We start from the raw sequence: 26388 nt of genomic DNA on the forward strand, positions 1-26388 counted from the left end.
CCCGAGGGCCGGTCGGCACGGCGTCGTGTCGATTCGCGGTGGGGCTCAGCGCAGGGCGCTGCGCTGCTGCCACTCCTCCCACGACTCGTTCCAGTTGCTGAAGCCGTTGCCCTGCGGCGGGACGCCCTTGGTGTCCTTGCCGGTGATGACGAACGGGTCGCCGATCCGGACCTGCTGGTAGAAGGCGGACGCCTCGCCGGTGCTCATGCCGATACAGCCGGAGGACTTGTTGGCGCGGCCGAAGTAGGCGGCGTTCCACGGCGCGGCGTGGGCGTACATCCCGGACCAGGTGAGCCGCATCGAGTAGTCGACCATCTTGTTGTACGCGTCGCCGAGGCCGACGGTCTCGGAGTTCATGTTGATGGTGCCCTCCTTCGACATCAGGACCGTGGTCCCGCCCCAGGAGCGCTTGACGCCGCCGGGGGTGCCGCCGGAGACGGGGATCGTACGGACCTGCTGTCCGTCCCGTTCCAGGGTGAGGCGCTGGTTGTCGAGGTCCACCTTGACGATCTGGGCGGAGCCGATGGTGAAGGAGAGGTCGTAGTCGCGGGTGAAGAAGCCGGAGGGGCCGGAGTCGACGCCGTTGAGCCGGGCGTCGAGGGCGACCTTCGTGCCGGGCTTCCAGTACTCCTTCGGCCGCCAGTCGACGCGGTCCTTGCCGTGCCAGTCCTTGACCCAGCCCCAGGAGCCCTGGGTGTTGTTGTCGGTGGTGATCTTGAGCGCCCGCTCGACCGCGGCCTTGTTCTTGACCGGGAAGTCGAAGGCGATGGAGACCGGGTGGCCGATGCCGATGGTCTTGCCGACCGGCGCCAGGGTCACCTTGTTGACCTTCTCCGCCTTCAGGGTGGAGAAGGTTCCCTTGCCGGTGCCGGTGGTGCCGCCCTCGGTCTTGGTGGCGGCGGTGACCTGGTAGTCGGTGCCGGGGGCGGCCATCCGCTCCGAGGTCCAGACCCGGCCGTCGGCGGAGAGCTTGCCCTCGAACTTCGTTCCCTTGCCGTCGGTGACGGCGACCGAGGTGATGCTGCCGCCGTCGGCGGTGACCTTGATCGGCTGACCGGCCTTCACTCCGCTGCCGCTGGGCGACACCGTCACGGTCGCCGGCTTGCCCCCGCCCTTGGCCGAGCCCGATGTGCCGTCGGCGGCCTCGCTGTCGGAGGAGCAGGCGGTGAGGGCGAACGGGGCCAGTACCGCGACGGCCACGGCGAGACGGGTGGCGGAGCGGTGCGAGGGACGCGCGGATATCGGGCGCAACGGGGCCTCCGGCGGGAGTGGGGATCCGGGTCTCGGGCAGCTGCCGGGGACGGACGGATCCGGTGTCGGTGAGTCGGTGTATCCACGTCGGCCGGTGGGTTGTTCTGTCGACATATCGAGATTCAATGGATCGCGACAACTGTGCGACTGTGCACCGTTTCGGGGGACATGCATGACTCTAATGCCGGAAAACAGCAGGTGATCGCCGTAACCCCGATGTAACGGTCACTGATGAGAAACGGTCATCGTCCTGTCACATTGCTCATGCGACACGGGTATCGGACGGCTGGACCGATCCGGCGTCATGGGGTAGAGGCGGCGCCGGGTACCCTCCACGTTCACCCCCGGACCGCTTCCACGGGCTTCCGCCGCGGAAGCCGGGCGCCGGGGGCGGGGCACGGAGAGACCGGGGGAATGGGAAAGACCGTTGGGCGGAACGACGCACCGGGCGCGGAGCCGCGCGGGGAAGCACATACGGGATCGGGTACGGGACCGATGACGGCGCCGAGTACGGGTCCGGGCGCCGAACCGGCCCCGGCGGAGCCGACCGGCGGTCTGGTGGGCCCGGCGGCCGGTTTCGTACCCGGCGCGCGAACGGCCCCCGACACCGGGGACGGTCAGGAGGCCGGGGCCGGAGGGGGCGAACAGGCCGGGGAGTCCGGCTCCGTGGCGCGCAGCGGTGCCCTGATGGCCGCCGGGTCGCTGGTCTCCCGGCTCACCGGCTTCGCCCGCTCGGCGGTGGTTGCCGCGGCCCTGGGCATCGGACTGATCGCCGACGGGTACGCGGTCGCCAACGCCGTGCCCACCATCGTCTACATGCTGCTGGTCGGCGGCGCCCTCAACGCGGTCTTCGTCCCCGAACTGGTCCGGGCCGCCAAGGAGCACGCGGACGGCGGTGCCGCGTACACCCAGCGGCTGCTCACGGCCTGCGCCATCGCTCTGCTGCTGATCACGGGGGCCGCGGTCGCCGCCGCGCCGCAGATCGTCTCCGCGTACACCGGCTACACCGGGGCGCAGGCGGAGATGACGGTCGCCTTCGCCCGCTACTGTCTGCCGCAGATCTTCTTCCTCGGCCTCTTCACGGTGCTCGGTCAGGTACTCAACGCGCGGGGCCGGTTCGGCGCGATGATGTGGACGCCGGTCCTCAACAATCTCGTCGTCATCTCCGTCTTCGGGCTCTATCTGGCGACCGGTGACGGCGGAACCCTCACCCCGGGCGAGACGGCGCTGCTGGGCTGGGGCACCACGGCGGGCATCGCCGTCCAGGCGCTGGCGCTGGTCCCGTCGCTGCGGCGGGCGGGCTTCTCCTGGCGGCCCCGCTTCGACTGGCGCGGCGGCGGGCTGACCCGGCCGCTGCGGGCTGCGGGCTGGCTGGTGCTGCTGGTCCTCTCCAACCAGGCCGCCTACTGGGTCGTCACCCGGCTGGCGACCACGGCGGGCCGGCGGGCGGCGGAGTCGGGTATCGACGGCGGCGCGGGGTTCAGCGCGTACACCAACGCCTATGTGCTCTGGGCCGTACCGCACGGGATCATCACCGTGTCGCTGGTGACGGCGCTGTTGCCGAGGATGAGCCGGGCCGCCGCCGACGGCGACCGGGCGGCGGTACGGCGCGATGTCTCGTACGCCCTGCGGACCACCGCTTCGTTCATCGTGCCCGCCGCCTGCGCCCTGTTCGCGCTGGCCCAGCCGATCATGACGGTGGTGTACGGCTACGGGCGGACCGACCCGGACGACGTGGCGCTGATGGCGGGCATCCTGATGGCCTTCGCCCCGGGGCTGATCGCCTTCTCGGGCCAGTACGTCCTCTCCCGCGCCTTCTACGCGCTCTCCGACACCCGGACGCCGTTTCTGCTCAATCTGGTGGTCGTGGCGGTGAACGCGGGGCTCGCGGTGGTGGCGTATCTGCTGCTTCCGGCGCGCTGGGCGGTGACCGGGATGGCGGGGGCGTACTCAGCCGGACTGGTCGTGGGCTGGGTGGTGACGGCGCTGGTGCTGCGCCGCAGGCTGGCGCCGTCGGCGGACGGTTCGGGGCCGGGGCGGTCCGGGCGGTGGTGGCGTTCGGCGTCGGCGGGGACGTTCGCCCGGCTGCTGGTGGCCGCCGCGCCCGCGGCGGGGCTGGGATTCGCGGCCGCCCGTACGGTCGGCGACTGGGCCGGGGCCGTACCCGCGGGCGCGGCCGGTGGCGCGGTCGTGGTGGGGGTCTTCGTGGCGCTGGCCCGCCCGTTGCGGCTCGCCGAGGTGGACGCCGCGGTCTCCGGTGCCGTACGGCAGCTGCGCGGGCTCTCCGTACGGCGCGGGGCCCGGTAGCGGTACGGGCGTACGGGCCAGGCGGAGGGGCACCGTACGAAACGGGCCGGGGGCGCGCCGCATGCGGTCCGGCGCGCCCCCGGCGGCCGGTTCAGAGGGCGTCGGTGTAGAGCAGCCGGTTCGGCGATGTCTTGGTCACCGTCAGGATGTCCTTGGTGGACTGCGCCGCCAGCCAGTTGGCGATCTGCTCCGGTTCGGCCGACGGGTGGGCGGCCTTGTAGAGGAGCGCGACCCCGGCGACGTGCGGGCTCGCCATCGACGTGCCGTCGAGGGCCGTACTGCCGCCGCCGAGCTTGGCCGAGATGATGGCCTTCCCGGGGGCGTAGAGCCAGAGACACGGTCCGAAGTTGCTGAAGTCCGTCTCCGCGTCCCGGTGGTCGGTGGCTCCGACGGTCACGACCCGGCTGGCGCTGGCCGGCGAGACGTCACAGGCGTCCCGGCTATCGTTCCCGGCCGCGATGACGGGCAGGACGCCCCGCAGGGAGAGGTTGGTGGCCGCGTTGTTGACGGACTGGTTGCGGTCGCCGCCGAGGGAGGCGTTGACGACGGCGGGCTGGCGGGCGTTCTGGGCGACCCAGTCGAAGCCCGCGATGATGCCCGACCAGGAGCCGCGGTTGTCGCAGCCCAGGACCCGTACGCTGACCAGCCGGGCCTGCCGGGCCACACCGTAGGTGGCACCGCCGACCGTACCGGCGACATGGGTGCCGTGGCCCGCGCAGTCGGCGCCGTTGCGCCCGTCGCCGATGGCGTCGTAGCCGCGGACGGCGCGCCCGCCGAACTCGGGATGGGCGAAGTCGATCCCGGAGTCGATGATGTACGCCGTGGCACCGACCCCGGTCCCGCTGACGTTGAACTGCTGGTTCAGCGGCAGATAGGGCTGGTCGATCCGGTCGAGGCCCCAGCTGAACGCCTGGACACGGATGTCCCGGGGGGTGATCGGCCCGCCGGTCGCGGTGCCGTCCTCCTCGACCGTCTCGACGCCGGGCAGCGCCCGTACCGCCTTGAGCTGGGCGGTGTTGAGCTTGGCCGCGAAGCCGTTCAGCGCCGCCGAGTAGGTGAAGAGGGGCTTGAGGCCGGGCACCGCCTCCTTGACGGCGGACTCCGGGCTCGTCCCCTTCTTCAGGGTGACGATGTACTGGCCGGGGATGGGCGAGGGCGCCTTCCGCAGCGGGGCGGGTTCGGCGCGCGTGGTACCGGACGGATCCGGCTTGGGGGCGGCGGACGCGCTGCCCGCCGCCGACAGGGTCGCCGCCGTGATCAGCGCGACGAACGACGCGGCACAGGCACGGAGCCTTGTTTGCGTTGACATGGGCAAACCCTGACAAAGCATGATCGGCAAAGCTATTACCGTATCTACCGATTCACTGCAATGCGCGGGGCCGCCGGGATGGGGTCGCCCGAACGGCGCTACGACTCCGGGGGCGACGGGATCGGTGGGCTCGGCGGGGCCGACGGCGCCGGTCAGGGGGCGTGCGCCGCCCCTATGCCTCCGGGCCCCCGGTCCCCGGGGCATCGCGTGCCGGGCCCTCGTGCGCCGGAGGCGCCCCGCCCTCCGCGGCGAGTGCGGCGGCGGTACGGGTGATGTTGCGGGCCATGCCGCCGAACACCACCGCGTGGAATGGGGCGACGCTCCACCAGTAGGCGTGCCCGAGCAGACCGCGCGGATGGAACAGGGCCCGCTGCCGGTAGCGGGTCCGCCCCTCCCCCAGCGGTTCGCACCGCATCTCCAGCCAGGCCGGTCCCGGCAGCCGCATCTCGGCCCGCAGCCGTAGCAGCCGGCCGGGTTCGATGGCCTCCACCCGCCAGAAGTCGAGGGAGTCGCCGATCCGCAGCCGGGTGGCGTCCCGGCGGCCCCGGCGGAGCCCCACCCCGCCCGCCAGCCGGTCGAGATGGCCGCGGATCGCCCAGGCGAGCGGGAAGGAGTACCAGCCGTTCTCGCCGCCGATGCCCTCGACGACCCGCCAGAGCGCGTCGGACGGTACGTCGACCACCCGCTCGCGTTCGTCGGTATAGAGGCTGCCGCCCGCCCAGTCGGGGTCGGTGGGCAGCGGGTCGCTGGGCGCGCCCGGGACGGAGGCGGAGGACCAGCGGGTGGTGACCTGGGCCTCGCGCACCCGGCGCAGCGCCAGGGCGACGGCGGTGTCGAAGTCGAGGGGGTGGCCGGGCGGATCGGGTACGTAGCGGGTGATGTCGTGCTCCCGGCAGACCACCTCGTGCCGCAGGGATTCGGTGAGCGGCCGGGCGATCGAGCCGGGGACGGGGGTGACCAGTCCGACCCAGAGGCTGGAGAGCCGGGGGGTGAGCACGGGGACGGGCAGGATCACCCGGTGCGGGAGCCCGGCGACGGCCGCGTACTTCAGCATCATCTGCCGGTACGTCAGCACATCGGGGCCGCCGATGTCGAAGGCCCGGCTCGCCTCGGCGGGCATGGTCGCGCTGCCGACGAGCAGCCGCAGTACGTCCCGTACGGCGATGGGCTGGATGCGGGTGTTGACCCAGCGGGGCGTGACCATCAGGGGCAGCCGCTCGGTGAGATAGCGCAGCATCTCGAAGGACGCGGAGCCGGAGCCGATGATGACGGCGGCCCGCAGTACGGTCGTCGGGACTCCGGACTCCAGCAGGACGCGGCCGACCTCGGCACGGGACCGCAGATGGGGCGAGAGTTCACGGTCCGGGACTCCGGCGGGGGTGAGACCGCCGAGGTAGACGATCCGGCGGACCCCGGCGGCCCGGGCCTGTTCGCCGAAGATCCGGGCGGCGCGGCGGTCGGTCTCCTCAAAGCCCTTGCCGGTGCCCAGGGCGTGGACCAGGTAGTACGCCACATCCACACCGCGCATCGCGGCGGCCGTGGAGACGGGGTCGGTGACATCGCCGCGGACGATCTCGGTCCCGTCGGCCCAGGGGTGGTCGCGGAGGGCGTCGGGCGACCGCGCCAGACAGCGCACACGGTGTCCGGCGGCGAGCAGTTCGGGGACGAGCCTGCCGCCGATATAGCCCGTGGCCCCGGTGACCAGGCAGTTCAGTCCTTCGGTCGGGGTCGGGTCCGGGCTCATGGTGCCTCCGTCGGGTCCGGTTCGTACGACTGATCCCTACCACGGTCGGTGCTGGTCACACCGGTCCGGTCGGGGCACACCGGGCGGGTGGGCGAGGCGGGGTCGGGTCCGCGGCGGTTCCGGGCGGTTTCCGGCGGGGAGGTGGAGGCGGTCGCGAGAGGTGATCCGGGTGGGGAACGAGCGGCCGGGGGTGGCGTGGGGTGCGGGAAATGGCCGAGGATACCTCCGGCCCCGGGGACCCGGGCCACGGCCGTGGGACGGGCCGAAGAGGGGAAGCGGAGGTCGTCGGGGTGGCGGTGGACGGCGAGTCGGTGGGAGACGGTGGCCGGGCGGGCGCGGGAACGGGTCCGACCGGGGCGGCGGGGGCGAGTCCAGGGGCGGGGAACGCGGGGGCGCGGCTGCGGGCCACCGGGGTCGGCGCCGTCGCGGTGCTGTTGTGGGCGTCACTGGCCCTCTTCACCACACTCACCGGGGACATCCCGCCGTTCCAGCTCACCGCGATGGCCTTCGCCGTCGGCGGACTGATCGGCCTGCCGCTCGTACTCCGCGGCGGACTCCGCGGACGCGGGCTGCCGCGCGGAGCCTGGGTCCTCGGCATCGGCGGACTCTTCGGTTATCACTTCTTCTACTTCCTGGCGCTGGACAACGCGCCCGCCGCCGAAGCAGGGCTGATCGCCTATCTGTGGCCGCTGCTGATCGTCGTCCTGTCGGCGCTGCTTCCCGGGGAGCGGCTGCGCTGGTGGCATGCGACCGGTGCGGTACTGGGGCTCGGTGGAACGTTCCTGCTAGTGACCGGGGGCGGTGGCTTGGAGTTCCGGGGTGAATATCTGCCGGGTTACGCGGCGGCGGCCGTCTGCGCGTTCGCCTGGTCCGGCTATTCGGTCGCCAACCGCCGCTATCCGCAGGTGCCGACCGCCATGGTGGCCTGTTTCTGTCTGGCGACGGCCGTCCTCGCGACGGGCGCCCATCTGGTCTTCGAGGAGACGGTGTGGCCCCGGGACGCGGTGGAGTGGGTGGCCGTCGTGGCACTGGGGCTCGGCCCGGTGGGCGGGGCGTTCTACGTCTGGGACCGGGGCACCAAGCACGGCGACATCCGGCTGCTGGGCACCCTGTCCTACTTCGCGCCCCTGCTGTCGACGGGGCTTCTGGTGGCGACGGGCCGGGCGGACGCGGGCTGGCCGGTGGCCGCGGCGTGTGTGCTGATCACCGCCGGGGCGATGGTGGCATCCGCCGACGCGCTGCGGGCCGCACTCGCCCGGCCCGCGCGGGACGAACGGCCGGGCGCGGAAGGCCACCGGCCGGGCGTCGGGGCGGACAGAGCAGCCGCGCCAAGTGGAGGCGGGGCCGTGGACGGGAGTCCGTAGGCCGCCATTCGCGGGTACGTCACCCCGCGTGACGCGCGGAAGGGGCCCGGCCGGGCGACCGGCCGGGCCCCTCGCCTCACCCTCCCCGGTCATCGTCCGGGCGACGGGTGACGGAGGTATGTGAGACAGGTGCCGTCAGAGGGTCGACTTGAACAGCAGCCGGTTGGGGGTGCCGCTGATGTTGCCCCGGATGGCGTTGGCGGTGCTGTTGTTGATGATCCAGTTGTTGACGGTGGTGCTACTGGCCTCGCCGTAGGCGCCCTTGTAGAGGGCCGCGACACCGGCGACGTGCGGGGCGGCCATCGACGTACCGTTCATGCTGGTGGTGCCGCCGCCCATCCGGGTGGAGACCACACCGACACCGGGGCCGTAGAGGTCGGTGCAGTTGCCGTAGTTGCTGAAGCCCGCCTTGTTGTCGCCCGAGTCGGAGGCGGCGACGGACAGGGCGCCCGGCGCGCTGGCCGGGGAGTAGTTGCAGGCGTTCTGGTTGTTGTTGCCCGCGGCGACGGTGGTGTGGACACCCGAGTTCGCGAGGTTCGTGGCGGCGTTGTTCAGGGCGGCCGAGTAGCCGCCGCCGAGGGACGCGTTGGCGACGGCGGGCTTGACGGCGTTCTGCCGGACCCAGTCGAAGCCCGCGATGATCGCGGAGAAGGAGCCCGAGCCCTGACAGTTGAGGACCTTCACACCACGGAGCTGGACGCCCTTGGCGACACCGTAGGTACCGCCGCCAACGGTGCCCGCGACATGGGTGCCGTGGCCGTTGCAGTCCTGGCCGTTGCCGCCGAAAGCGTCGAAGACGTTACGGGCCCGGTTCCCGAAGTCGGGGTGGGCGGTGTAGATACCGGAGTCGATGATGTAGGCGGTGACCCCGGCGCCGGTGCCGTTGTAGGTGTAGGTGGTGTTGCGCCCGGAGCGCTGGTCTATTCGGTCCAGGCCCCAGGGCGCGTTGTTCTGCGTCGCGGCGGAGACGACCTTCTGGTCCTCCTCGATGGAGGCGATCCGGGAGTCCGCGCGCAGGGTGTTGAGCTGAGTCGTCGTCAGGGTCGCGGAGAAGCCGTTGATGACCTTGTCGTAGACGTAGTCGGTTCTGATCGACTTCGCGTCGGCGACGGCGGCGGCGTCCGCCCCGGCCTTGACCGTCACGATGTACTGGCCCTTGATCTCCGTGTCGGTGGGTGCCTGGGCGACGGAGACCAGGGGCGCGGGGGCGGGAGCGGCGGTACCGGTGCCCGGCAGGAGCGCGATGGGGAGAGCGATGCCGAGTGCTCCGGCGGCGAGGGCACCGATGTGGGGAGAGCGCATGGAGGGCTGACACCTTTCGTCGTCCGGCCGCGCGGATCCCGGCGGCCGGTGTGGGGGAACGCGCGGGCCGCCGTGGTACGGGGACATGGGGGTGTCCGGATACGACGCGGGCGGGGCGCGGAAGGTGGGGACAGCTCGCCGCGCGGGGCGGCGGAGGGTCGTGCGCGTGAAACACAGCGGATGGCGGGCCGGACGACGAGGACCGTCCGGGGTCCGGGCGCCCCCTGCCTCGTGAGGGGGCCTCAGCCGCACATCGGCACGATGGACCCCAGCGGGATCGCCGCATTCTGGGACTCCGTGTCCGCTGTGCGAGCGACAACTTACCGGCTCGGCCGTGACTACACCATGGTTGAAATGAGCATGACCGATCTGCCACACTGCACACGCGGGCGCCTCCCGCTGAGGGGTTCTCCGCGCGCGCCCGGGGCGGCTTCCGCTCCCGCGATGTGGCGCCCGCGCCGCCCGGGTCGACCGGCTCCAAGGCCCTCCCCGTCGGAAGCGACGCCCGGCATACGCCCGGCCCGAGTTGCCTAACGGCGCGTCGCGATGACCGGAGTCAGCGGACACAAAATCTCCGAAGCCCGGTGCGCGCATGGGGCTTTGAGCCCCGAACCAACGCGATGAAAAGGGCCTTGATCGCCAACAAACCGCTGGCGAGAAAGTGTCGACCCTGCACATGCGGGGATCCCCGGTCAGGCGCGGGGCTCGTCGCCGCGCAGTACCGTCACGAACCCCCTCACCTCACGGCTCGGGACGGGCGTGGCCCCGGGGGCCGGTGGGGCGGGGGTGTCGTATCGGAGGCGTATCGGCCGAGATCATTGGTGTAGACCTCTTGTTCCGGTGCCGGGGCCGTCGCTACGTTTCTCCTCGCCGCCCCGGCTCTCGGGGCAGCCGTACCGCAGCTCCCGTCCGTCTCGTCGCACCTTTCTCCTTATTAAGGGAGTCATCCGTGTTAAGACGCACCGGAATCGTTCTCGGCACCGCCGTCGCGGCGGTGGCGCTCTCCCTCGGCACCGTCCCGGCCGCATCGGCGGCCGGACCGGGCGCCCAGGCGGCCGACACCACCGCCGGGGTCCCCTGGCCGTGGCGGATCCACGGTACGTACACCACCCTCGAAGCGTGCCAGGCCGCGGGCACGGCCCGGGAACCCTTGTTCGGCAAGGTCTGGTGGTGCAGCCTGAACGGCTACGGCTACTACGACCTCTGGGGCCACGCCTGAGAAACGCGTCCGGCGACCGGTCGCGCGGTGACTCCCCCGCCCCCCCCGTCCCGGGGGAGCCGCCGCGTCCGGGCGCCCGGACCGGGCGGCATCGACCGCCACCCCGATGCCGCCCGGTTCCGGGCGACGGCGGCGGTAGCCCGCCACCCCCGGTGGACAGAAGTTGTATATTCCGGAAATGTTCGTGGATTCCATCGCCCAGTCGATCGTCGACGACGTCGTCACCCGGCTCGGGGTCCGGGTGAACATCATGGACGAGCACGGGGTGATCATTGCCAGCAGCGACCGGTCCCGGGTGGGGACCGTACACGAGGGTGCCGTACGGGTGCTGCGCACCGGGGCGCCCCTGTCGCTGACCCGGGACGCGGCGCGGACCCTCGGCGGAACGCAGGCCGGGGTCAATCTTCCGCTCCTGGTGGACGGCCGGATCACGGGTGTGGTCGGGGTTCGCGGCGAGCCGGACGAGGTCGGCGAGATCGCCCGGGCCGTGGCCCGGCTCGCCGAGCTGATGATGATGCGGGAGACCTTCGCGGGCGAGGTCGGCTGGCGGCACCAGGTACGGCGGCAGACGGTCGGCGATCTGCTGGCCGGACGGCTGACGGAGGCCGGCTGGCGGCAGGGGCAGCAGCTCGGCGGCTGCCGGGTCGAGGCCCCGTTCGCCCTCTTCGCGGTGCGCGGCGGAGGGCTCGACCCGGGCCCGGGCGGTGAGCCGCGTGAGCCGTACCGGCTGCTGGAGACCGACGAACACACGACGCTGATCGTTCCCGACGGAACGGGAACCGTGTGGATCGTCAGCGGCGGCGATCCGGCCGCGCTGCGCCACCGGCTCTCCCGGCTCTGCGCGCGGGACCCGGCGGCCGGGGTGCTGGACGCGGGCCGGTCCGAGGACTTCCCCACCCTCCTGGAACGGGCCGAACGCGCCCGGCTCGCCCTGCGCCGACCGCTGACCGGCGAGGTCCGGCTGGCCGATCTCGAACTCGTGGTCCTGCTCGGCAGGCTGGACGAGGACGTACGGTCCGCCGCGGCCGACCGGATCCTCGGGCCGCTCTCCGCCGAGCTGCGCCGCACCCTGCGGGTGTACTTCGAACTCAACCGGGGCGTCGCCGAGTCGGCCGACCGGCTGCGGGTGCACCGCAACACCCTCACGTACCGGCTGGGCCGGATCACCGAGCTGACCGGCCGCGATCCCCGGATCTTCCGGGACGCCGTCGCCCTCCAGGCGGCGCTGTATCTCGACGACCCCGCGTAGGGGACCCCACACCGACGCCGTACGTGCCCGCCGCCGTTGTGCGCGGCGCACAAATCCATCGGCCGTACCGTCGGGATATTCCGTCTACCGGGCCAGTACTCCGACGTACCCGCAGTGCCTAGAGTGCCGTCACGGCTCATCGAGAAGCCGAAATCCACCTCTTCTTCCTGATTTCCCGTTTCCCGAGGAAGGCTTCTTTTGTGCGTGTGGTGCTCGCTCCCGACTCCTTCAAAGGCAGTCTGACCGCCGACGCGGTGTGCGCGGCGATGGAGACCGGGGTACGGCGTGCCGTACCCGGCGCCGAAATCGTCCGGATACCCATGGCCGACGGCGGCGAGGGCACCCTGGACTGCGTCGGCGCCGTCACCGGCGGCCGGGAGATCCGGCTCGACGTCGAGGGCCCGCTCGGCGCGCCCGTCACGGCCCGCTATCTCCTCGACCCCGGCCGGGCCTCCGCCGTGGTCGAACTCGCCGCCGCCTCCGGTCTCCCCCTGGTCGACCCCGCGCGCCGCGATCCGCTGCGCGCCGACACCACCGGCACCGGGCGGCTGGTCGCCGACGCGATCCGGCGCGGCGCCCGTTCGGTGCTGGTCTGCGTCGGCGGCAGCGCCAGTACCGACGGCGGTACGGGGCTGCTGCGCGCCATCGGCTTCCGCTTCCTTTCCGCCTCGGGCGCCGAACTGCCTCCCGGTGGGGGCGCCCTCGCCGATCTCGACCGGATCGACACCGGAGACGTACCGGAGGAGGTCCGCCGAACCCGGTTCCGGATCGCCTGCGATGTGACCAATCCGCTGATCGGGCCGCGTGGCGCGGCGGCCGTCTTCGGCCCGCAGAAGGGCGCGGGGCCCGAAGAGGTCGAGATCCTTGAACGCGGGCTGGCCCGGCTGGCGGACGTGCTCGCCGAACGGACGGGCGTCGCGGTCCACGACGTACCGGGCGCGGGGGCCGCCGGAGGCACCTGCGGCGGTCTGCTCGCACTCCTCGGCGCCGAGGCCCTGCCCGGCTGTGAACTCGTGGCCGACGCCGTCGGGCTGCCCGCCGCGCTCGACGGGGCGGATCTGGTCCTCACCGGCGAGGGCAGGCTGGACGACCAGAGCGCCGGGGGCAAGGTCGTCTCCCTGGTCGCCCGGCTGGCCGCCGACCGCGGCATCCCGGCCGTGGCCCTGGCGGGCCAGATCGTGCCGCCGCTGACCGAACTGCACGGGCTCGGTCTCACGGCGGCGTTCAGTATCGCCGACGGGCCCCGCGCGCTGGCCGACATGAGCGAGTCGGCGCCCCGGCTGCTGGCCGCCGCGGCCGAGCAGACACTACGGCTGCGCGTGGCCTGACCGGCGGCCGTACGTCCGCCGCCGACCGCACCCGGTCCCCGGCCGGTTCGACCGCCCCCGCCTTCCGCCTCGCCCGTCCGCGTCGCGGACCCCGGACCGGCGCCGGAGTCGTGGAACCGCCGTCCCCTGTCCGTACCGTCCCCAGGTAGGAGTCCCATGAGCACCACCGGACCCGCCCTGCTCGCCGCCCTGGCGGCCAGCATCGGGCTGATCATCGTTCTGTGCGGACGGTTCCGTCTGCATCCCTTCCTCGCCATCGTCCTGGCGACCTACGCCTTCGGCCTGATGGCGATGGGTATCGGCGCGGCCTCCGGGGCCGACCGGAAGTTCGTGGACGACCTCGCCGGAACCATCGCGGAGGGCTTCGGCTCGATCCTGGCCAGCATCGGTCTGGTCATTCTCTTCGGCACCATCATCGGCAAGGTGCTGGAGCGGACGGGGGCGGCCGTCACCCTCGCCGAGGGCGTCCTCAAGGTCGTCGGCAAACGCCATCCGGCGCTCGCCATGTCCCTGATGGGCTGGGTGGTCTCGGTCCCGGTCTTCTGCGACTCGGGCTATGTGGTGCTCTCCCCGCTCCAGCGGTCCATCGCCCGCAAGACCGGCAAGAACCCCGTCGTCCTCGGTACGGCCCTGGCCACCGGGCTCTACGCCTCCCACACCTTCGTACCGCCGACCCCCGGGCCGATCGCCGCCGCGGGCAATGTCGGCATCGGCTCGGACGGTCTGATCTGGGTCATCCTCTTCAGCATTCCCGTCTCGCTGGCCGCCGCGGGCGCCGGACTGGTCTGGGCGCTGCGCAAGACCGGCGATCTGGAGAGCAAGCTGCCGGACGCCCGGCAGACCTTCGAGGAGTACAAGGAGCAGTTCGAGCGGCTGCCCACGATGAGCCGGGCGCTGGCGCCGATCGTGGTGCCCATCGCGCTGATGGCGATCGGTTCGGTCGCCGCGTTCCCGTCCGGTGACGGCACCCTGGTCGACGGCGCCTTCGGTGCCTTCCTCACCGATCTGGGCAAGCCGGTGAACGCGCTGCTGATCGGCGTACTGCTGGCGCTGGCCCTGCTGCCGCCCCGGCGTGACGCCAAGGTCCTGACCACCTGGGTCGCCGAGGGGCTCGTGGACGCGGCGCCCATTCTGGTCATCACCGGTGCGGGCGGTGCCTTCGGCGCGGTCATCAAGGGGACGCCGATCGCCGACTACATCGCGTCCCTGATCGGCGACGGCTCCTCGGTCAGCGGGATCACGGCGCTGCTGGTCCTCTTCGGGCTCGCCGCGCTGCTGAAGACCGCGCAGGGCAGCAGTACCGCCGCCCTGATCATCACCTCCACCCTGGCCCAGCCGCTGCTGCCCGCCCTCGGACTCGACGGCATGATGGGCTCGGTTCCGATCGGGCAGGTGATGGCGGTACTCGCGATCGGCGCGGGCGCGATGGTCGTGAGCCATGTCAACGACTCCTACTTCTGGGTCGTCTCCCAGTTCTCCGGCATGGACGTCAAGACCGCCTACCGCGCCCAGACGGCGGCCACCCTGGTCCAGGGCCTCACCGCCCTGGCGTTCGTCCTGGTCCTCGGCGCCTTCCTGCTCTGACGACGGGCCGCAGGCCGGATCTCGGCGCGGCTCAGCCGCCGAGGAGGCGGGCGAGCCCCTCCCGCAGGTCCCGGGCCGTCGGCGGGCTGATCCTGGCCGCGAGATAGCCGTCCGGGCGGATCAGGAACGCGGTCGGCTTGCTCGCGCCGTACTGCCGGGCGAACTCGCCCCGGGCGTCCCGGAGTACCGGCAGCCGGGTCACGGGGGCCGGATCGTCCTCGGCGAGGATCAGACAGCGGTGGAGCGGGGCGCCGAACGCCCCCTCCGCCGCTTCGCCCGTCCCGGTGAGCGCGTCGACGTCGGTGCCCTCGGGGATTCCGTACAGGACGAGCACCTGGTCGCGTTCGCGGAGGACGTCGTAGAGCCGGAGCGGATATCCGGCGATGTCGCGGACCAGTCCGGCGCAGTCGGGGGCCCGGTCGCCCGGCTGGGGGCCGTCGCCCGCCGGGTCGGGCGGGCCCGCGAGGGGGCCGTCCCGGTAGGAGATCAGCAGCTGGGCCTCGCGCAGCAGGACGGTCCCGGGATCGCCGGGGTCGGCGGTGACGCCCCCGGCGGCGTGCCGCACGGTCCGTCCGACGACCTCCTCGCCGACCGGCCGCCGTTCGGCGTCGTAGCTGGCGACCAGCCCCGGCGGGGCGGCGCCGTCGAGCGCGACGGCGAGTTTCCAGGCCAGGTTGACGGCGTCCTGGATGCCGGTGTTCATGCCCTGCGCGCCGGTCGGCGGATGGATGTGGGCGGCGTCGCCCGCGACGAGGACGCGGCCCGCGCCGTACCGGTCGACGATCCGGTGGCTGATCCGGAAGACGGAGGACCAGCGGGCGGCGGAGGCCGTGACGGGCCTCGGGGAGAGCCGGTCCAGCACCCGCTGGATGTCGTCGAGGCCGGGGAGCCCGCCGCCGCCGAGGCCGTGCGCCACCCCGTCGGCGCCCTCGGGCCGCCGCTCCCGGGCGAGTTCGGGCGGGGCCGCCATCGACACCCGGTAGCGTCCGGGGCCGGGCAGCGGAACGCACACCAGCACATCGGGAGCGTCGCCGGTGCCGTCCGTGCCCCGGCGGGTGGCGCGCACCGCGTAGCCGGGCGGCAGATCCCAGTCGAGCACCACATCGGCCAGCATGTACGTGGCCGGGAACGCGCCGCCCTCGAAGGAGAGTCCGAGCGTCTTGCGGACGGTGCTGTGCGCGCCGTCGCATCCCACCAGATAGCGGGAGCGCACCTCCTCCTCCCCCGCCGGTCCGGTGAGCCTGCTGGTGACGCCCCGGGCGTCCTGGGTGAAGGAGCCGAGTTCCGTGCCGCGTTCGACCCGGGTGCCGAGGCGGGCGAGCCGGGTTTCGAGGACGCGTTCGGTCTCGTACTGCGGCAACGCGGCGAAGCCGTACGGCACTTCGGGCGGCAGGACCAGTTCGGTCCGGTCCCGTTCGGTGCCGTCGACATAGGTGAGCTGGCCGCGGAGGGGGACGGCCGCGTCCAGGATCTCCCGTACGAGTCCCGCCCGGTCCCAGATCTCCAGGGTGCGGGGCTGGATCCCGATGGCCTTGGCGTAGGGCTGGGGTTCGGTGAGCCGGTCGGCGATCCGGCAGGAGACTCCGCGCCGCCGCAGCTCTCCGGCGGCGGTGAGTCCGACCGGACCGGCGCCCACGACGAGGACGTCCGGCTGATCGGCGCGTTCCACGGGCGCCTCCCGGTGGCCGGTGAACCGTAACCCCGGTGTCTTTCCCCCTCTCCCTTCCATGGTCGGCCCGTGGACCGGTTCCGGCCACCTAAGCGGCGGACCGGGAGCCGTCCGGCCCCGGCGTCCGCGCGAGGGCCCTGTGGCAGACTCGCGCCATGCGGCCGGATCTCGAACTCCTGCGGAATCTGATCGACACGACCCCGGAGATCGTGCCCCGGCCGGGTGCCGGGAAGTCGGCGGCGGAGGTACGGGCGGCGGAGTCCGTCGTCGGGCCGCTCTCCCCGTCGTACCGCTGGTGGCTGACGGAGTACGGCGAGGGGACCGTGGCCCGGCAGGAGATCGCCACCGTGGGCGCGCTCCGCCATATCGGCGGGCTGGACATCGCCGACGGCCCGCCGGAGGGTGACCGGCTGCCGTTCCACCAGGACGGGGACTGCGGCGACCGCTACTCCTTCGCCCTCGACACGGCCGGGGCCGACGGTGAGCACCCGGTGGTCCGGCACGATCCGTTCCTGGGCGAGGAGGAGCCGTTCGCCGACTCCTTCGCCGGTTTTCTGACCGTACGGACGGCTTCGCTGCGGGGGCTCCGGGAGGGGCCGAATCCGGCCGTGGCCCGGCTGTGGCGGGCCACCCCGGGCGTCCGGCTGCGCGGCGGCGGCACGGTGTACGGACCGCAGACGCTGCGGGTACGGAACGAGGCCCGGGGAATCGCGGACCGCGCGCCGCACTGGGTGCTGATCGGCGAGGACGGCACGGGCGGCGGGCTGTTCATGCGCCGCCACGGCCGGGACCGGACCTCCGTCCACCGGCTGGCCGCCCTCGAAGCCGCCGGGGACGTCGCCGGCCGCAGGTCCGGGGCGCTCGAAGCCGCCGCCGGGGACGTCGCCGCGGTCGGCGAGCGCCTCACGGACGATCTGCTCGGCTGGATCGCCGGAGTCCGGGCCCCGGCGGGCGCCGAGGAATCCCCGGCGCCCGCACGGACCGGCGGGTCGGGCCCGGTCGGCTGACGGCGGGCGCCGAGGAGTCTCCGGCGCGCGCCAGGACCGGCCGGACGGACCCGAGCGGCTGAGCGTACGGCCGGGCGAAGGCGGTACGGGCCCCCGGCGGCGGGCGCCCGCACCTCCCCCGCCGCGCGGGCCGGGTGTCAGCCCGCGAACCGGGCCATCCACTCCTCCACGTCCACCGCCGACCTCGGCAGTCCGCCCGACAGGTTCTCGTGCCCGTCCTCGGTGACCAGCAGATCGTCCTCGATCCGGACGCCGATGCCGCGCCACTCCTCGGGCACGGTGAGATCGTCCGGCTGGAAGTAGAGGCCGGGTTCGACGGTGAGGACCATCCCGGGCACCAGCACCCCGTCGACATACTCCTCGTTCCTGGCCTGCGCGCAGTCGTGGACGTCGAGGCCGAGCATGTGGCCGGTGCCCGCCATGGTGAAGCGGCGCTGGAGGCCGAGTTCGTACGCCCGGTCGGCGGGGCCCTCGATGAAGCCCCACTCGACCAGCCGGGCGGCGAGATGCCGCTGGGACGCCTCGTGGAAGTCGCGGTAGGCGGCGCCCGGCTTGACGGCGGCCATCCCCGCCTCCTGCGCCTCGTAGACCGCGTCGTACACCTTCCGCTGGACCGGGGTGAAGGTGCCGCCGATGGGGAACGTCCTGGTCACATCGGCGGTGTAGAGGGTGTGGGTCTCCACTCCGGCGTCGAGGAGCAGCAGTTCGCCGGGGCGGACCGGGCCGTCGTTGTCGGTCCAGTGCATGATCGTGGCGTGGTCGCCCGCTGCGCAGATGGAGCCGTAGCCGACGGAGTTGCCTTCGAGCCGGGCGCGGCGGAAGAAGGTGCCCTCGATCCACCGCTCGGACGAGGCGATCGCCCGGGAGAGTTCGGCGATCGCGTCGGTGAAGCCCCGGACGGTGGAGTCCACGGCCTTCCGGAGTTCGCCGATCTCCCAGTCGTCCTTGACGGCGCGGAGGTCGCTCAGGGCCTCCTCCAGCTCGGCGTCGCGCTCCTCGTCGGTACTGAGGACGGCCTCCAGGGCGGGGGCGATACCGCGGACGATCCGGGTCGGCGCGCCGGATCCGGCGGCCAGGTCGTCGACGGCGGTACGGACGTCGCGGCAGGGCAGTCCGAGTACGGTCGCGGCCTCGGCGAGCGACCGGCGTCGGCCCATCCACAGCTCGGCCGTGGGCCCGGTCCAGAACTCGTCGTCGTCCCGGCTGTCCCGGGGCAGCTGGTAGCAGTAGGCGTCATGGCCGCCGTCGGCCCGGGGTTCGAGGACGAGGGCGCCGTCCCTGGCCCGGTCGCCGGTCATATGAACGTATCCGGTGTACGGGCGGAAGGGGTAGGTGTCGTCGTTGGAGCGGACCTTGAGGCCGCCCGAGGGGATCACCAGGCGCTCGCCCGGGAAGCGGGCGGAGAGCGCGGCCCGGCGGCGGGCGGCGTAGGGCGCCTGCTCGTCGGGGGTCAGATCGTGCCGTTCGGTGTCCGCCCAGCCCGTCCGCATCAGGGCGGACAGCTCCGGGGAGATCCCGGAGTAGAGACCGTTCTTCCGGCCTTTCGCCACGTCGTACTCCCTGTTCTGGTGGGTTTCCCGGTGAATGCGCCGCCGGAGCCCCGCCGGGTGCCGGTACGGCTCCGTTCCGGCCCGGTGGCTCGTGGCCCCGGGCGCGGCACACGGACCGTATCCCGGGCCGTCCCGGCCGGGGGCAGGACAGTGCCAGTGGCACTGATCAGCCACATCGGGGCGGGGACGGCCGACAATGGGTCGTATGACGAACGCGAGACTCGGTGAGGCGCTGCGGCTGCTGGGGCTGGACGCGGCGGCGGCCCGGATCTATCTGGCGCTCCTCGATCTGGCCCCGGCACCACCCGGCGCGGTCGCGGCCGCTGCCGGCGTCGACGAGGTGGATTTCGCGGCGGCGTACCAGGTCCTGGTCGACACGGGGCTGGCCAGCGCGCCCCGGGCGGACGGCGACATGATCGCGCCCGTACCGCCGGCCGCCGGTCTGGAGCTGCTGGCCCGGCACCGGGCGGCCGAGGTGGAGGAGTCGCGGATCGCTGTCTCGGGGGCGTTCGACTCGTTCCGGCGGCAGCGGCTGGCCGCGTACAACGACGATCTGGTGGAGGTCGTCACCGGTGATGCCGTGGGGCCCCGGATCAGGCGGGCCTGGGCGAGCGCCCGGGAGCAGATCCGGCAGTTCGAGTCGCCGCCGTACGTCCCTCTCACCGACCCCACCCGGGACGCGCTGGCCACCCTCGCCCGCGGGGTGAGACAGCGGGTCGTGTACTCCCGGGAGTCGCTGGAGTACCCGGGCCGCCTCCAGGAGGTGATCGAGCCGTGCGTCCGGGCGGGCGAGCAGGCCAGGGTGCTGCCGTCGGTCCCGGTCAAGCTGGTGATCATCGACGACGCGTACGCCCTGGTCTCGTTGTCGATCGAGGAGGCCGACGTCCACAACACCATGTTGGTGGTGCAGCCCTGCGGGCTCTTCTCCGCGCTGGTCGCCCTGTTCGAGCAGTCCTGGCGGAACGCCGTACCGTTCCAGGGCCGGACGACCCGCCCCGGCGGACTGCCGCCCGCCGACCGGCGGCTGCTCTGGCTGCTCGCGGGCGGCGCGGCGGACGAGGTGATCGCCCGGGAGCTGGGGATCAGCCGCCGTACGCTCTACCGGCGGCTCCAGACCCTGATGGCCAGGCTGGGCGCGGCGAACCGGTTCCAGATGGCGTTGCAGGCGCAGCGCCACGGCTGGCTCTGACGACGGCCGTACGGGTACGGGTACGGCCGGTCCCGGCGGTCGGCGGCGCCCGGTTCACTCCGTGCCGAAGACGAGCTGGGTCCAGCTCACCTCGTCCCGGCCCAGCCGGTCCGCCCCGCCGCCCCGGTACAGCGGGCGCAGTCCGTGTCCGGCCGCCAGGTCGACGGTCTCGTCGGCCGGGATGTCGAACATCCGCCGGTCGAGCGGTCGAGTCGCGTCCATGGCGGCACCCTACGGGCGGGGGCGTGGCCGGGCCCTCCCCCGCGGTGATATCGCGGACCACCCGCACCCGAGCGAGAACCGACGCCGAAAACCATTGGTGCCCGGCGTGCTCCGCTGCTGGACTGGCGTCCCGCCGTGAGTCCGCAGCGTGACGGAGGTAGTGGTTGTGACAGGCTATGACGTGCTGGCCGAGGTGTACGAATGGCTTATCTCGGATGCGAAGTTGCCTCCGGCCGAGTTCGTCGCGTCGTACGACCACATTCTCGATCTTCTGCCGCCGAACGCTCACGTCCTCGACTCTTCGTGCGGAACCGGGCAGTTGGCGGTCGGCCTCGCCGGTCGCGGTATGCGGGTTGTCGCGACCGACGCCAGCGAGAAGATGGTCCGCCGGACCGCGGAGTTGTCCGAGGAGTTCGGGGCATCCGTCCGGACCGTACGGGCGAGCTGGGAGGAATTGCCCGACCATTTCCAGGACAACACGTTCGACATGGTGTTCTGCGTCGGCAACTCGCTTCACCATGCCGCGGGCGCGACGGGCAGGGGAGCCGCACTGGAGTCGATGTCACGGCTGCTGCGCCCCGGCGGGCGGTTGGTGCTCACATCCCGCACCTGGGAACTCGTGAGGGCCAGAGGTTCCCGGCTGGAGATCGGTGACCGGCTCGTCCGCCGGAACGGGCGCGATGCCGTCGTGGTCTACCGCTGGGAGATCGCGCCGCATTGGGAGGAGGAGCACCATATCGAGATCGCGATCGCGCAGGTCGATGCGACCGGATCGGTTCTCGTCCGCTCGGAACTGCTGTCCTGCTGGCCCTACCGGTACGAGGAACTCGAAGTCGAACTGCGCCGGGCCGGGCTCCGAACGGAACTGAGCACGTTCGATCTCGAAGCCGAGAACTACATGGTGGTCGCGAGCAAGGCATAGACATTCGCGAACAGCCTTCCGGGCCACCACCTGGTGCCGTCGGCATACACGAACAACTACCGCCACCGACTGCCGACAGAGCCACGACATCGACGACGGGTGCGCCGGGCCGGCGCCGGTTCAGCGGGCGCGCAGGGCCTCCACCGCGAGCCGGGCGGCCGTACCGATCGCCGCGTCGGCGGCGGGCTGGCGGGCGGCGGCGCGCGCGGCGCGGGTGAAGACGGCGACCGCGTACCGGCCGCCGTCGGGATACTCCACCACCCCGACCTCGTGACGCAGGGTGGGCAGTGTGCCCGTCTTGCCGTGGACCCGGACGTCGTCATAGGGGAAACCGCTGCTCAGCCGGTGCGGCCAGACCTGGAGCCCGAGGATGTCGCGGAGTTCGCGGGCCCGGCCCGGCGAGCACGCCTCGTCGCGCCAGACGGCGGCGAGCAGCCGGGTCATCTCCCGGGGGGTGCTGCGGTTGGCCCGGGCGGGGTCGAGGACCCGGAGCCGGGCCAGGGTCGCCGGGTCGGAGGTCAGCCGGGCGGGGTCGCCGCCTGAGTCCTCGTCGATCGCGGCGATGATGTCGCGCATGGTCAGGACGGCGACGGTACGGCGCAGTCCGAGGGCGCGCATGGCGGCGTTGACACCGTCGAGCCCGACCCGGCCGATCAGCAGATCGGCCGCCGCGTTGTCGCTGACGGTCAGGGACATCGCCAGCAGATCGCGGACCGGCATCCGGACGGTTCCGGTCAGCATCGAGAGACCGGTCGGGCCGGGGGTGCGGTCGGCGGGCCCGGACTCGACGGGTTCGTCGGGGTCGAGCCGTCCCTCGTCGGCGAACCGCTGAACGGTGACCGCGAGACAGAGCTTGTGCACGCTCGCGGTGCTGACCGGGGTGTCGGCGGCGAGGTCGACCTCGGCGCCGGTCGTGAGGTCCAGGGCGTGCAGGCGCCCGGTGACGCCCGCGTCGCCGAAAACGGCCCGGATCCGGGACCGTACACCCGCGGCAGGATGTGGCCCCCGCGCCGGATCGTGTTCCCGGGCGCTCATACCGTGTATCCGTACGCCGGGCGCGGCACGGCGGTCCGCCGGACCGCGGCCGTCTCCATCACCGGGGTCATGCCTCCCGGACCGGCGAGTACCCGCTCGGTCACCTCGTTGAAGAACCGGACGGCCGGATCGTCCTGACGTCCGCGCGCCCACGCGGCGGAGACCTGTTCCAGCAAGGGTTCGCCCTCCAGGGGGTGCCACGCCGTCCCCGGCGGGCGTTTGCGGTCACGGGTGGCGAAGGTGACCGCCGTCCCGGACATCACCAGACCGTCCACGAACTCGGGGTCCTGTCCGGCCAGTACGGAACCGGGCTCGAAACCGTGCCGACGGCAGACCGAGAGAATCTCGTCATGCAGGGCGGGCGCCGCAGGACGGGGAAAGAGCACCAGGTCGAGACCGCCGAGCGCCGCCAGCCGGACCGGGCCGCCGTCGGACGGCGGATCCGCGTCGGGTCGCACAGGAGGGGACCGTACGGGATCGGGCCCTACGGGATCGACTCGTACGGGATCAGGTCGTACGGGATCCGGCTCAGACCGGGCCTGTCGACGGCCGTCCGGTGCCGCGTCCGACCGCTCGCCGCCCGGCGGGCGGGGCAGCAGCACCCCGTACGGACGGCACAGCACCTCGCCGAGACCGAGCCCGGCCAAGTCCACCGGATGCCGCAGTACTCCGGCGTCGAGGGTCCCGGCCCGCAGTTCGGCCAGCTGGACGGCGGGGCCCAGCTCCCGCAGGGCGAGCCGGACGCCCGGAGAGCCGTCCCGGAAGCCCTCCACCAGGGCCGCCACGACCGCGCCGCCCAACTCGGGCGGTACGGCGGCCCGCAGCACGCCCGCCGAACCCGCGCGCACCCGGGCGGCCACGCCCAGGAGGGCGTCCGCCCGCTCGATCAGCGGCCGGGCCTCGGCCAGCAGCAGCCGGCCGCCCTCGGTGAGATCGACCTGCCGCCCGCCCCGGTCGAAGAGCCGGACGCCCAGCTCCCGCTCCAGCCGCTGGATGCGCTGCGACAGCGACGGCTGCGCCATCCCGAGCCGGTACGCCGCCCGCCCGAAGTGCCTCTCCTCGGTGACGACGATGAAGTACCGGACATGCTTGACCAGGTCCACGACCGGCCAGCATAGCGATTCACCTATCGGAGCCGCGCCGATAGGCCCTTCCTACAGCGGCGGCGGACCGGACCGGGGCAGTGTCGGCGGCGGCTGCGGCTGCGGCGTTGTCAGTGGCGGCTGCCATGATCCCCGTATGTCCTTCTACGGCTCCCGGTCCACGGTGACCACCGTCTGGCTGCTCCCCGACGACGAGGCCGCGGTGGGTCTGCGGATCGCCGAGGCGCTGCCGGCCGCCCGGTGGCTGTGCAGCCAACCGGGTCCGGTGGGCGAGCATCCGACGCACGCCCATCCGTCGGTACCGGAGGCGCTGGAATGCGGTGGCGGAGTCCAGACCCTGATACCGCTCCCGGCGGGCGCCGCCGCCCCCGGGACAGGACCCGGGCCCGCGCCCGCCGCCGTAGTCCAACTGCTGTGCTCACGACGCGTCCGGCCCGGCGGCGACGAGGACGAGGAGGTCTTCGAGGCGGGCCGGCTCGCGGTCCGCTGGTACGAGCCGGAGGTGGGCCCGGCGGTCCATACGCTGCTCACCGAAGAGACCCGGCTGATCTGGCGGGCCCTGCGCGCGGCGACCCGCCCGGCCAAAGTCGCGGACCGGCACGGAAGACAGGTCTCCGGGATGCGGATCGGCGCCGCCGCCCACGCCCTGGTGACCGCCACGGGTCTGCCGCTCGACCGGGGCGGCGGACGGTTCAGCCTGGTGGGATGAGCACCGCCGGGGAGCGCGCCACGGCCAGGGGTTCGCCCCCCGGGGCCGGTCCGGGGCCGACCTCGTACGCCCCGCGGTCCGGCTCCGGTCCCGAGTCCGGCCCGGCTCCGGTCTCGGCTGACCGGATTCTCAGCCCTGCGGGTCAGCTCTGCCGGAGCCCGGCCAGTTCGGCGGCGACGGCGCCCCGGACCAGCTCGCGGGCGTGGTCGGTCCGGATCGCCCCGCTGAGCCAGCGCGTGCTGAGTCCTTCCAGCAAGGCGGTGAGTCGTTCCGCCGACGCGGCGAGCGCGGGGGCGGGCGCCATCGGTTCGACCCCGCCCAGCAGGGCGGCGATCTCCTGGACCCAGACCAGGGTGGCCCGGGCCAGATCCTCCCGCAGGGCCTCCTCGAACACGGCGCTGGCCCGCAGTTCGCCCCAGGCCGCGCTGTTCTCCCGGACCTCCGCCTCGTCCTGGATCTCCAGCAGCAGGGCCCGCTCCAGCTCCTCGCGGGGGGTCGGGGGCGGGGTACCCGGGTCGAGGACGGTGGTGTAGCGCTCGGCGCGGTCGTTGATGAACTCCAGGGTCCGGCGCAGCACCCCGGTACGGTCCTTGAAGTGGTAGTAGATCAAGGCGGTGGAGACACCGGCCTCGGCCGCCAACTCCTCCACGCGCAGGCCCCTGACGCCGCGCCGGGCGATCACCCGGGCGGCGGCTTCGAGGATCTGAGTGCTGCGAGACGCCATGGCGGGCACTCTACCCGCGGGCGGTGAGCACGTTCGGCCGAGGTCATCGGGGGTGCGGGCGGCACGGGACACCGATGCGCCTCCGGCCCCCTCCCACCCCACCACCCCGGAATGCGATCAGTCGATAACCCTCCGCCAATAATTTGACTGAAATTTCAGTCAGTGCCAGGGTGACGACACGGGGCCGTTCGCCGCCCGGAGAACACCGGGCCGCGGCGCCGGTACGCATCCTGGTCGGGACCCGCCCCGTCCACCACCGCTCGCGGGCCGTTCCGTCCGCCGCCCACGACAGGAGTCGTCCGTGCCCTTGCTCTCGCCCACCCGGCGGACCGCCCTCCGCGCCCTCTCCGGACTCGGCGCCCTCGTCCTCGGGACGTCCGCCTGCGGTCCGGCCGCCCCGTCCGGCACCCCGACGGCCGCCTCCGGCTCCACCGCGCCGGCCTCGAAGACCGCGGGCCGCAGACTCGGCGCCGAGTGGGAGAGCCATACCAGGACCTTCATGTCCTGGCCTGCCCTGACCTCGGTCTGGGAGGACTTCCTGCCCGACGTCCGGGCGGATATCGCCGGGATCGCCCGGGCGATCGGGGAGTACGAGGCCGTCGTCATGATGGCCCGGCCCGACCAGGTGAAGGCGGCCCAGCGGGCCTGCGGCTCCGGTGTGGAGGTCATTCCGCTGCCGGTGGACGATCTGTGGGCCCGCGACACCGTCCCGGTCTTCGTCGAGGAGGGCGGCCGGGTCACCGGGGTCGACTTCAACTTCAACGGCTGGGGCGGCAAGCAGCAGCACACCAACGACGCCCGGGTGGGGCGCGTCCTGCTGCCCGAGTACGGGATCCCCCGGTCCCGGGCCCCGCTGGTCTCCGAGGGCGGCTCCTTCGAGACCGACGGCGAGGGCACCCTGCTGATCACGGAGAGTTCGATCGTCAACGCCAACCGGAACCCCGGCAAGAGCCGGGACCGGATCGAGGCCGAACTCCGCCGGGCCCTCGGCGTCGAGAAGGTGGTCTGGCTGGCGGGAGTGCGCGGCGAGGACATCACCGACGCGCATGTGGACAGTCTCGTACGGTTCACCGAACCCGGTGTGGTGCTGCTGGACCGGGCCTTCCCCGGCACCCCGCCGGACTCCTGGTCCCGCTCGGCCGACCAGGCGCAGTCGGTACTGTCGACGGCGACCGACGCCCGCGGCCGGCGCTTCGAGATCGTCGATCTCCCCCAGCCGGACCTGCGGAGGATCACCGGCGACGGCGACGACTTCCTGGCGTCGTACGCGAACTTCTACGTCGCCAACGACTCGGTCTTCCTCCCCCGGTTCGGGGACCGGAAGGCCGACGACCGGGCCCGGGGCATCCTGCGGGAGCACTTCCCCGGCCGCGATGTCGTCCAGCTCCGGATCGACACGGTCGCCTCGGGCGGCGGCGGGATCCACTGCGCCACGCACGACCAGCCCGGCACCCCGGCCGACTGACCCCCGGCGCCCCGGGCCCGGATCCGTATCACCGGGCCCGGCGGCGCGCCGCCCCGAACGGAAGAGCACCCGTCTGAACTACAGTCACACAAGTAGTCATATCGTATTGCGTGTTGTTATATTAATAATGTGGTGT

Annotated in this window: 21 protein-coding genes; 11 read left to right on the plus strand and 10 right to left on the minus strand. The window is 72.9% G+C overall.

What is annotated here, in order from left to right:
- Window positions 1–45 precede the first annotated feature (45 nt).
- Window positions 46–1242 carry an Ig-like domain-containing protein gene (locus AB0G74_RS31810; RefSeq protein ID WP_361153472.1) on the minus strand — a complete coding sequence of 399 codons (1197 nt, stop codon included), beginning with the start codon at window positions 1240–1242 and terminating at the stop codon, window positions 46–48.
- Window positions 1243–1746: 504 nt separating this feature from the next.
- Here AB0G74_RS31810 and murJ point away from each other — a divergent pair.
- Window positions 1747–3558, plus strand: a complete 1812-nt coding sequence (murJ, locus tag AB0G74_RS31815; protein ID WP_361153421.1) for a murein biosynthesis integral membrane protein MurJ — start codon at window positions 1747–1749, stop codon at window positions 3556–3558.
- A gap of 91 nt (window positions 3559–3649) precedes the next feature.
- On the opposite strand, the gene AB0G74_RS31820 is transcribed toward murJ, so the two are convergent.
- Window positions 3650–4867, minus strand: coding sequence for a S8 family peptidase (locus AB0G74_RS31820; protein WP_361153424.1), 1218 nt, complete (start codon window positions 4865–4867; stop codon window positions 3650–3652).
- A 172-nt stretch (window positions 4868–5039) separates the two neighbouring features.
- The gene (locus tag AB0G74_RS31825) at window positions 5040–6611 is read right to left on the minus strand and encodes an SDR family oxidoreductase (protein ID WP_361153427.1); all 1572 of its coding nucleotides are present in this window, start codon (window positions 6609–6611) and stop codon (window positions 5040–5042) included.
- 209 nt (window positions 6612–6820) lie between these two features.
- Here AB0G74_RS31825 and AB0G74_RS31830 point away from each other — a divergent pair, with 209 nt between their 5' ends.
- Window positions 6821–7975, plus strand: a complete 1155-nt coding sequence (locus AB0G74_RS31830; protein ID WP_361153429.1) for an EamA family transporter — start codon at window positions 6821–6823, stop codon at window positions 7973–7975.
- 135 nt (window positions 7976–8110) lie between these two features.
- Here AB0G74_RS31830 and AB0G74_RS31835 read toward each other — a convergent pair whose 3' ends face one another.
- Entirely contained in the window at window positions 8111–9277 is a 1167-nt protein-coding gene (locus AB0G74_RS31835) for a S8 family peptidase (protein WP_361153432.1), read from the minus strand.
- Window positions 9278–10226: 949 nt separating this feature from the next.
- Here AB0G74_RS31835 and AB0G74_RS31840 point away from each other — a divergent pair.
- The 4 genes from AB0G74_RS31840 to AB0G74_RS31855 all read left to right on the plus strand — a co-directional run bounded on the left by AB0G74_RS31840 (window position 10227) and on the right by AB0G74_RS31855 (window position 14657).
- Window positions 10227–10496 (plus strand): hypothetical protein, encoded by a 270-nt coding sequence (locus AB0G74_RS31840; RefSeq protein WP_361153434.1) that lies wholly within the window; start codon window positions 10227–10229, stop codon window positions 10494–10496.
- A gap of 178 nt (window positions 10497–10674) precedes the next feature.
- A complete protein-coding gene (locus AB0G74_RS31845; RefSeq protein WP_361153436.1) occupies window positions 10675–11745 on the plus strand; it encodes a sugar diacid recognition domain-containing protein in 1071 nt (356 codons plus the stop codon).
- A gap of 206 nt (window positions 11746–11951) precedes the next feature.
- Entirely contained in the window at window positions 11952–13073 is a 1122-nt protein-coding gene (locus AB0G74_RS31850; protein ID WP_361153438.1) for a glycerate kinase, read from the plus strand.
- Window positions 13074–13229: 156 nt separating this feature from the next.
- Window positions 13230–14657, plus strand: a complete 1428-nt coding sequence (locus AB0G74_RS31855) for a GntP family permease (RefSeq protein ID WP_361153441.1) — start codon at window positions 13230–13232, stop codon at window positions 14655–14657.
- 31 nt (window positions 14658–14688) lie between these two features.
- On the opposite strand, the gene AB0G74_RS31860 is transcribed toward AB0G74_RS31855, so the two are convergent.
- Entirely contained in the window at window positions 14689–16326 is a 1638-nt protein-coding gene (locus tag AB0G74_RS31860) for an FAD-dependent monooxygenase (protein WP_361153443.1), read from the minus strand.
- Window positions 16327–16481: 155 nt separating this feature from the next.
- Between AB0G74_RS31860 and AB0G74_RS31865 the strand changes: the two genes are divergently transcribed.
- On the plus strand, window positions 16482–17333 hold the full coding sequence (locus AB0G74_RS31865) for an SMI1/KNR4 family protein (protein ID WP_361153446.1): 852 nt from the start codon (window positions 16482–16484) through the stop codon (window positions 17331–17333).
- Window positions 17334–17470: 137 nt separating this feature from the next.
- Here the strand turns inward: AB0G74_RS31865 and AB0G74_RS31870 are convergent, their stop codons facing one another.
- Window positions 17471–18883 (minus strand): aminopeptidase P family protein, encoded by a 1413-nt coding sequence (locus AB0G74_RS31870; protein ID WP_361153448.1) that lies wholly within the window; start codon window positions 18881–18883, stop codon window positions 17471–17473.
- A gap of 205 nt (window positions 18884–19088) precedes the next feature.
- Here AB0G74_RS31870 and AB0G74_RS31875 point away from each other — a divergent pair, with 205 nt between their 5' ends.
- Window positions 19089–20072: a helix-turn-helix transcriptional regulator gene (locus AB0G74_RS31875; RefSeq protein WP_361153451.1), complete on the plus strand. Its 984-nt coding sequence runs from the start codon at window positions 19089–19091 to the stop codon at window positions 20070–20072.
- A 54-nt stretch (window positions 20073–20126) separates the two neighbouring features.
- Here AB0G74_RS31875 and AB0G74_RS31880 read toward each other — a convergent pair whose 3' ends face one another.
- Window positions 20127–20294 (minus strand): hypothetical protein, encoded by a 168-nt coding sequence (locus AB0G74_RS31880; protein WP_361153454.1) that lies wholly within the window; start codon window positions 20292–20294, stop codon window positions 20127–20129.
- A 166-nt stretch (window positions 20295–20460) separates the two neighbouring features.
- Here AB0G74_RS31880 and AB0G74_RS31885 point away from each other — a divergent pair, with 166 nt between their 5' ends.
- On the plus strand, window positions 20461–21216 hold the full coding sequence (locus AB0G74_RS31885) for a class I SAM-dependent methyltransferase (protein ID WP_361153456.1): 756 nt from the start codon (window positions 20461–20463) through the stop codon (window positions 21214–21216).
- 120 nt (window positions 21217–21336) lie between these two features.
- Here the strand turns inward: AB0G74_RS31885 and AB0G74_RS31890 are convergent, their stop codons facing one another.
- Window positions 21337–22251 carry a serine hydrolase gene (locus tag AB0G74_RS31890; protein WP_361153459.1) on the minus strand — a complete coding sequence of 305 codons (915 nt, stop codon included), beginning with the start codon at window positions 22249–22251 and terminating at the stop codon, window positions 21337–21339.
- The gene (locus AB0G74_RS31895; RefSeq protein ID WP_361153462.1) at window positions 22248–23354 is read right to left on the minus strand and encodes a LysR family transcriptional regulator; all 1107 of its coding nucleotides are present in this window, start codon (window positions 23352–23354) and stop codon (window positions 22248–22250) included. The genes AB0G74_RS31890 and AB0G74_RS31895 overlap by 4 nt, the downstream gene beginning before the upstream one ends.
- Before the next feature lie 136 nt (window positions 23355–23490).
- Here AB0G74_RS31895 and AB0G74_RS31900 point away from each other — a divergent pair, with 136 nt between their 5' ends.
- Complete coding sequence (locus tag AB0G74_RS31900; RefSeq protein WP_361153465.1) at window positions 23491–24063, plus strand: hypothetical protein; 573 nt, start codon at window positions 23491–23493, stop codon at window positions 24061–24063.
- A 142-nt stretch (window positions 24064–24205) separates the two neighbouring features.
- On the opposite strand, the gene AB0G74_RS31905 is transcribed toward AB0G74_RS31900, so the two are convergent.
- The gene (locus tag AB0G74_RS31905) at window positions 24206–24787 is read right to left on the minus strand and encodes a helix-turn-helix domain-containing protein (protein WP_361153467.1); all 582 of its coding nucleotides are present in this window, start codon (window positions 24785–24787) and stop codon (window positions 24206–24208) included.
- A gap of 301 nt (window positions 24788–25088) precedes the next feature.
- On the opposite strand from AB0G74_RS31905, the gene AB0G74_RS31910 reads away from it, so the two are divergent.
- The gene (locus AB0G74_RS31910; RefSeq protein ID WP_361153469.1) at window positions 25089–26252 is read left to right on the plus strand and encodes an agmatine deiminase family protein; all 1164 of its coding nucleotides are present in this window, start codon (window positions 25089–25091) and stop codon (window positions 26250–26252) included.
- Window positions 26253–26388: the final 136 nt, after the last annotated feature.

It is taken from the genome of Streptomyces sp. NPDC020875, assembly GCF_040641415.1.
Lineage (GTDB): Bacteria > Actinomycetota > Actinomycetes > Streptomycetales > Streptomycetaceae > Streptomyces.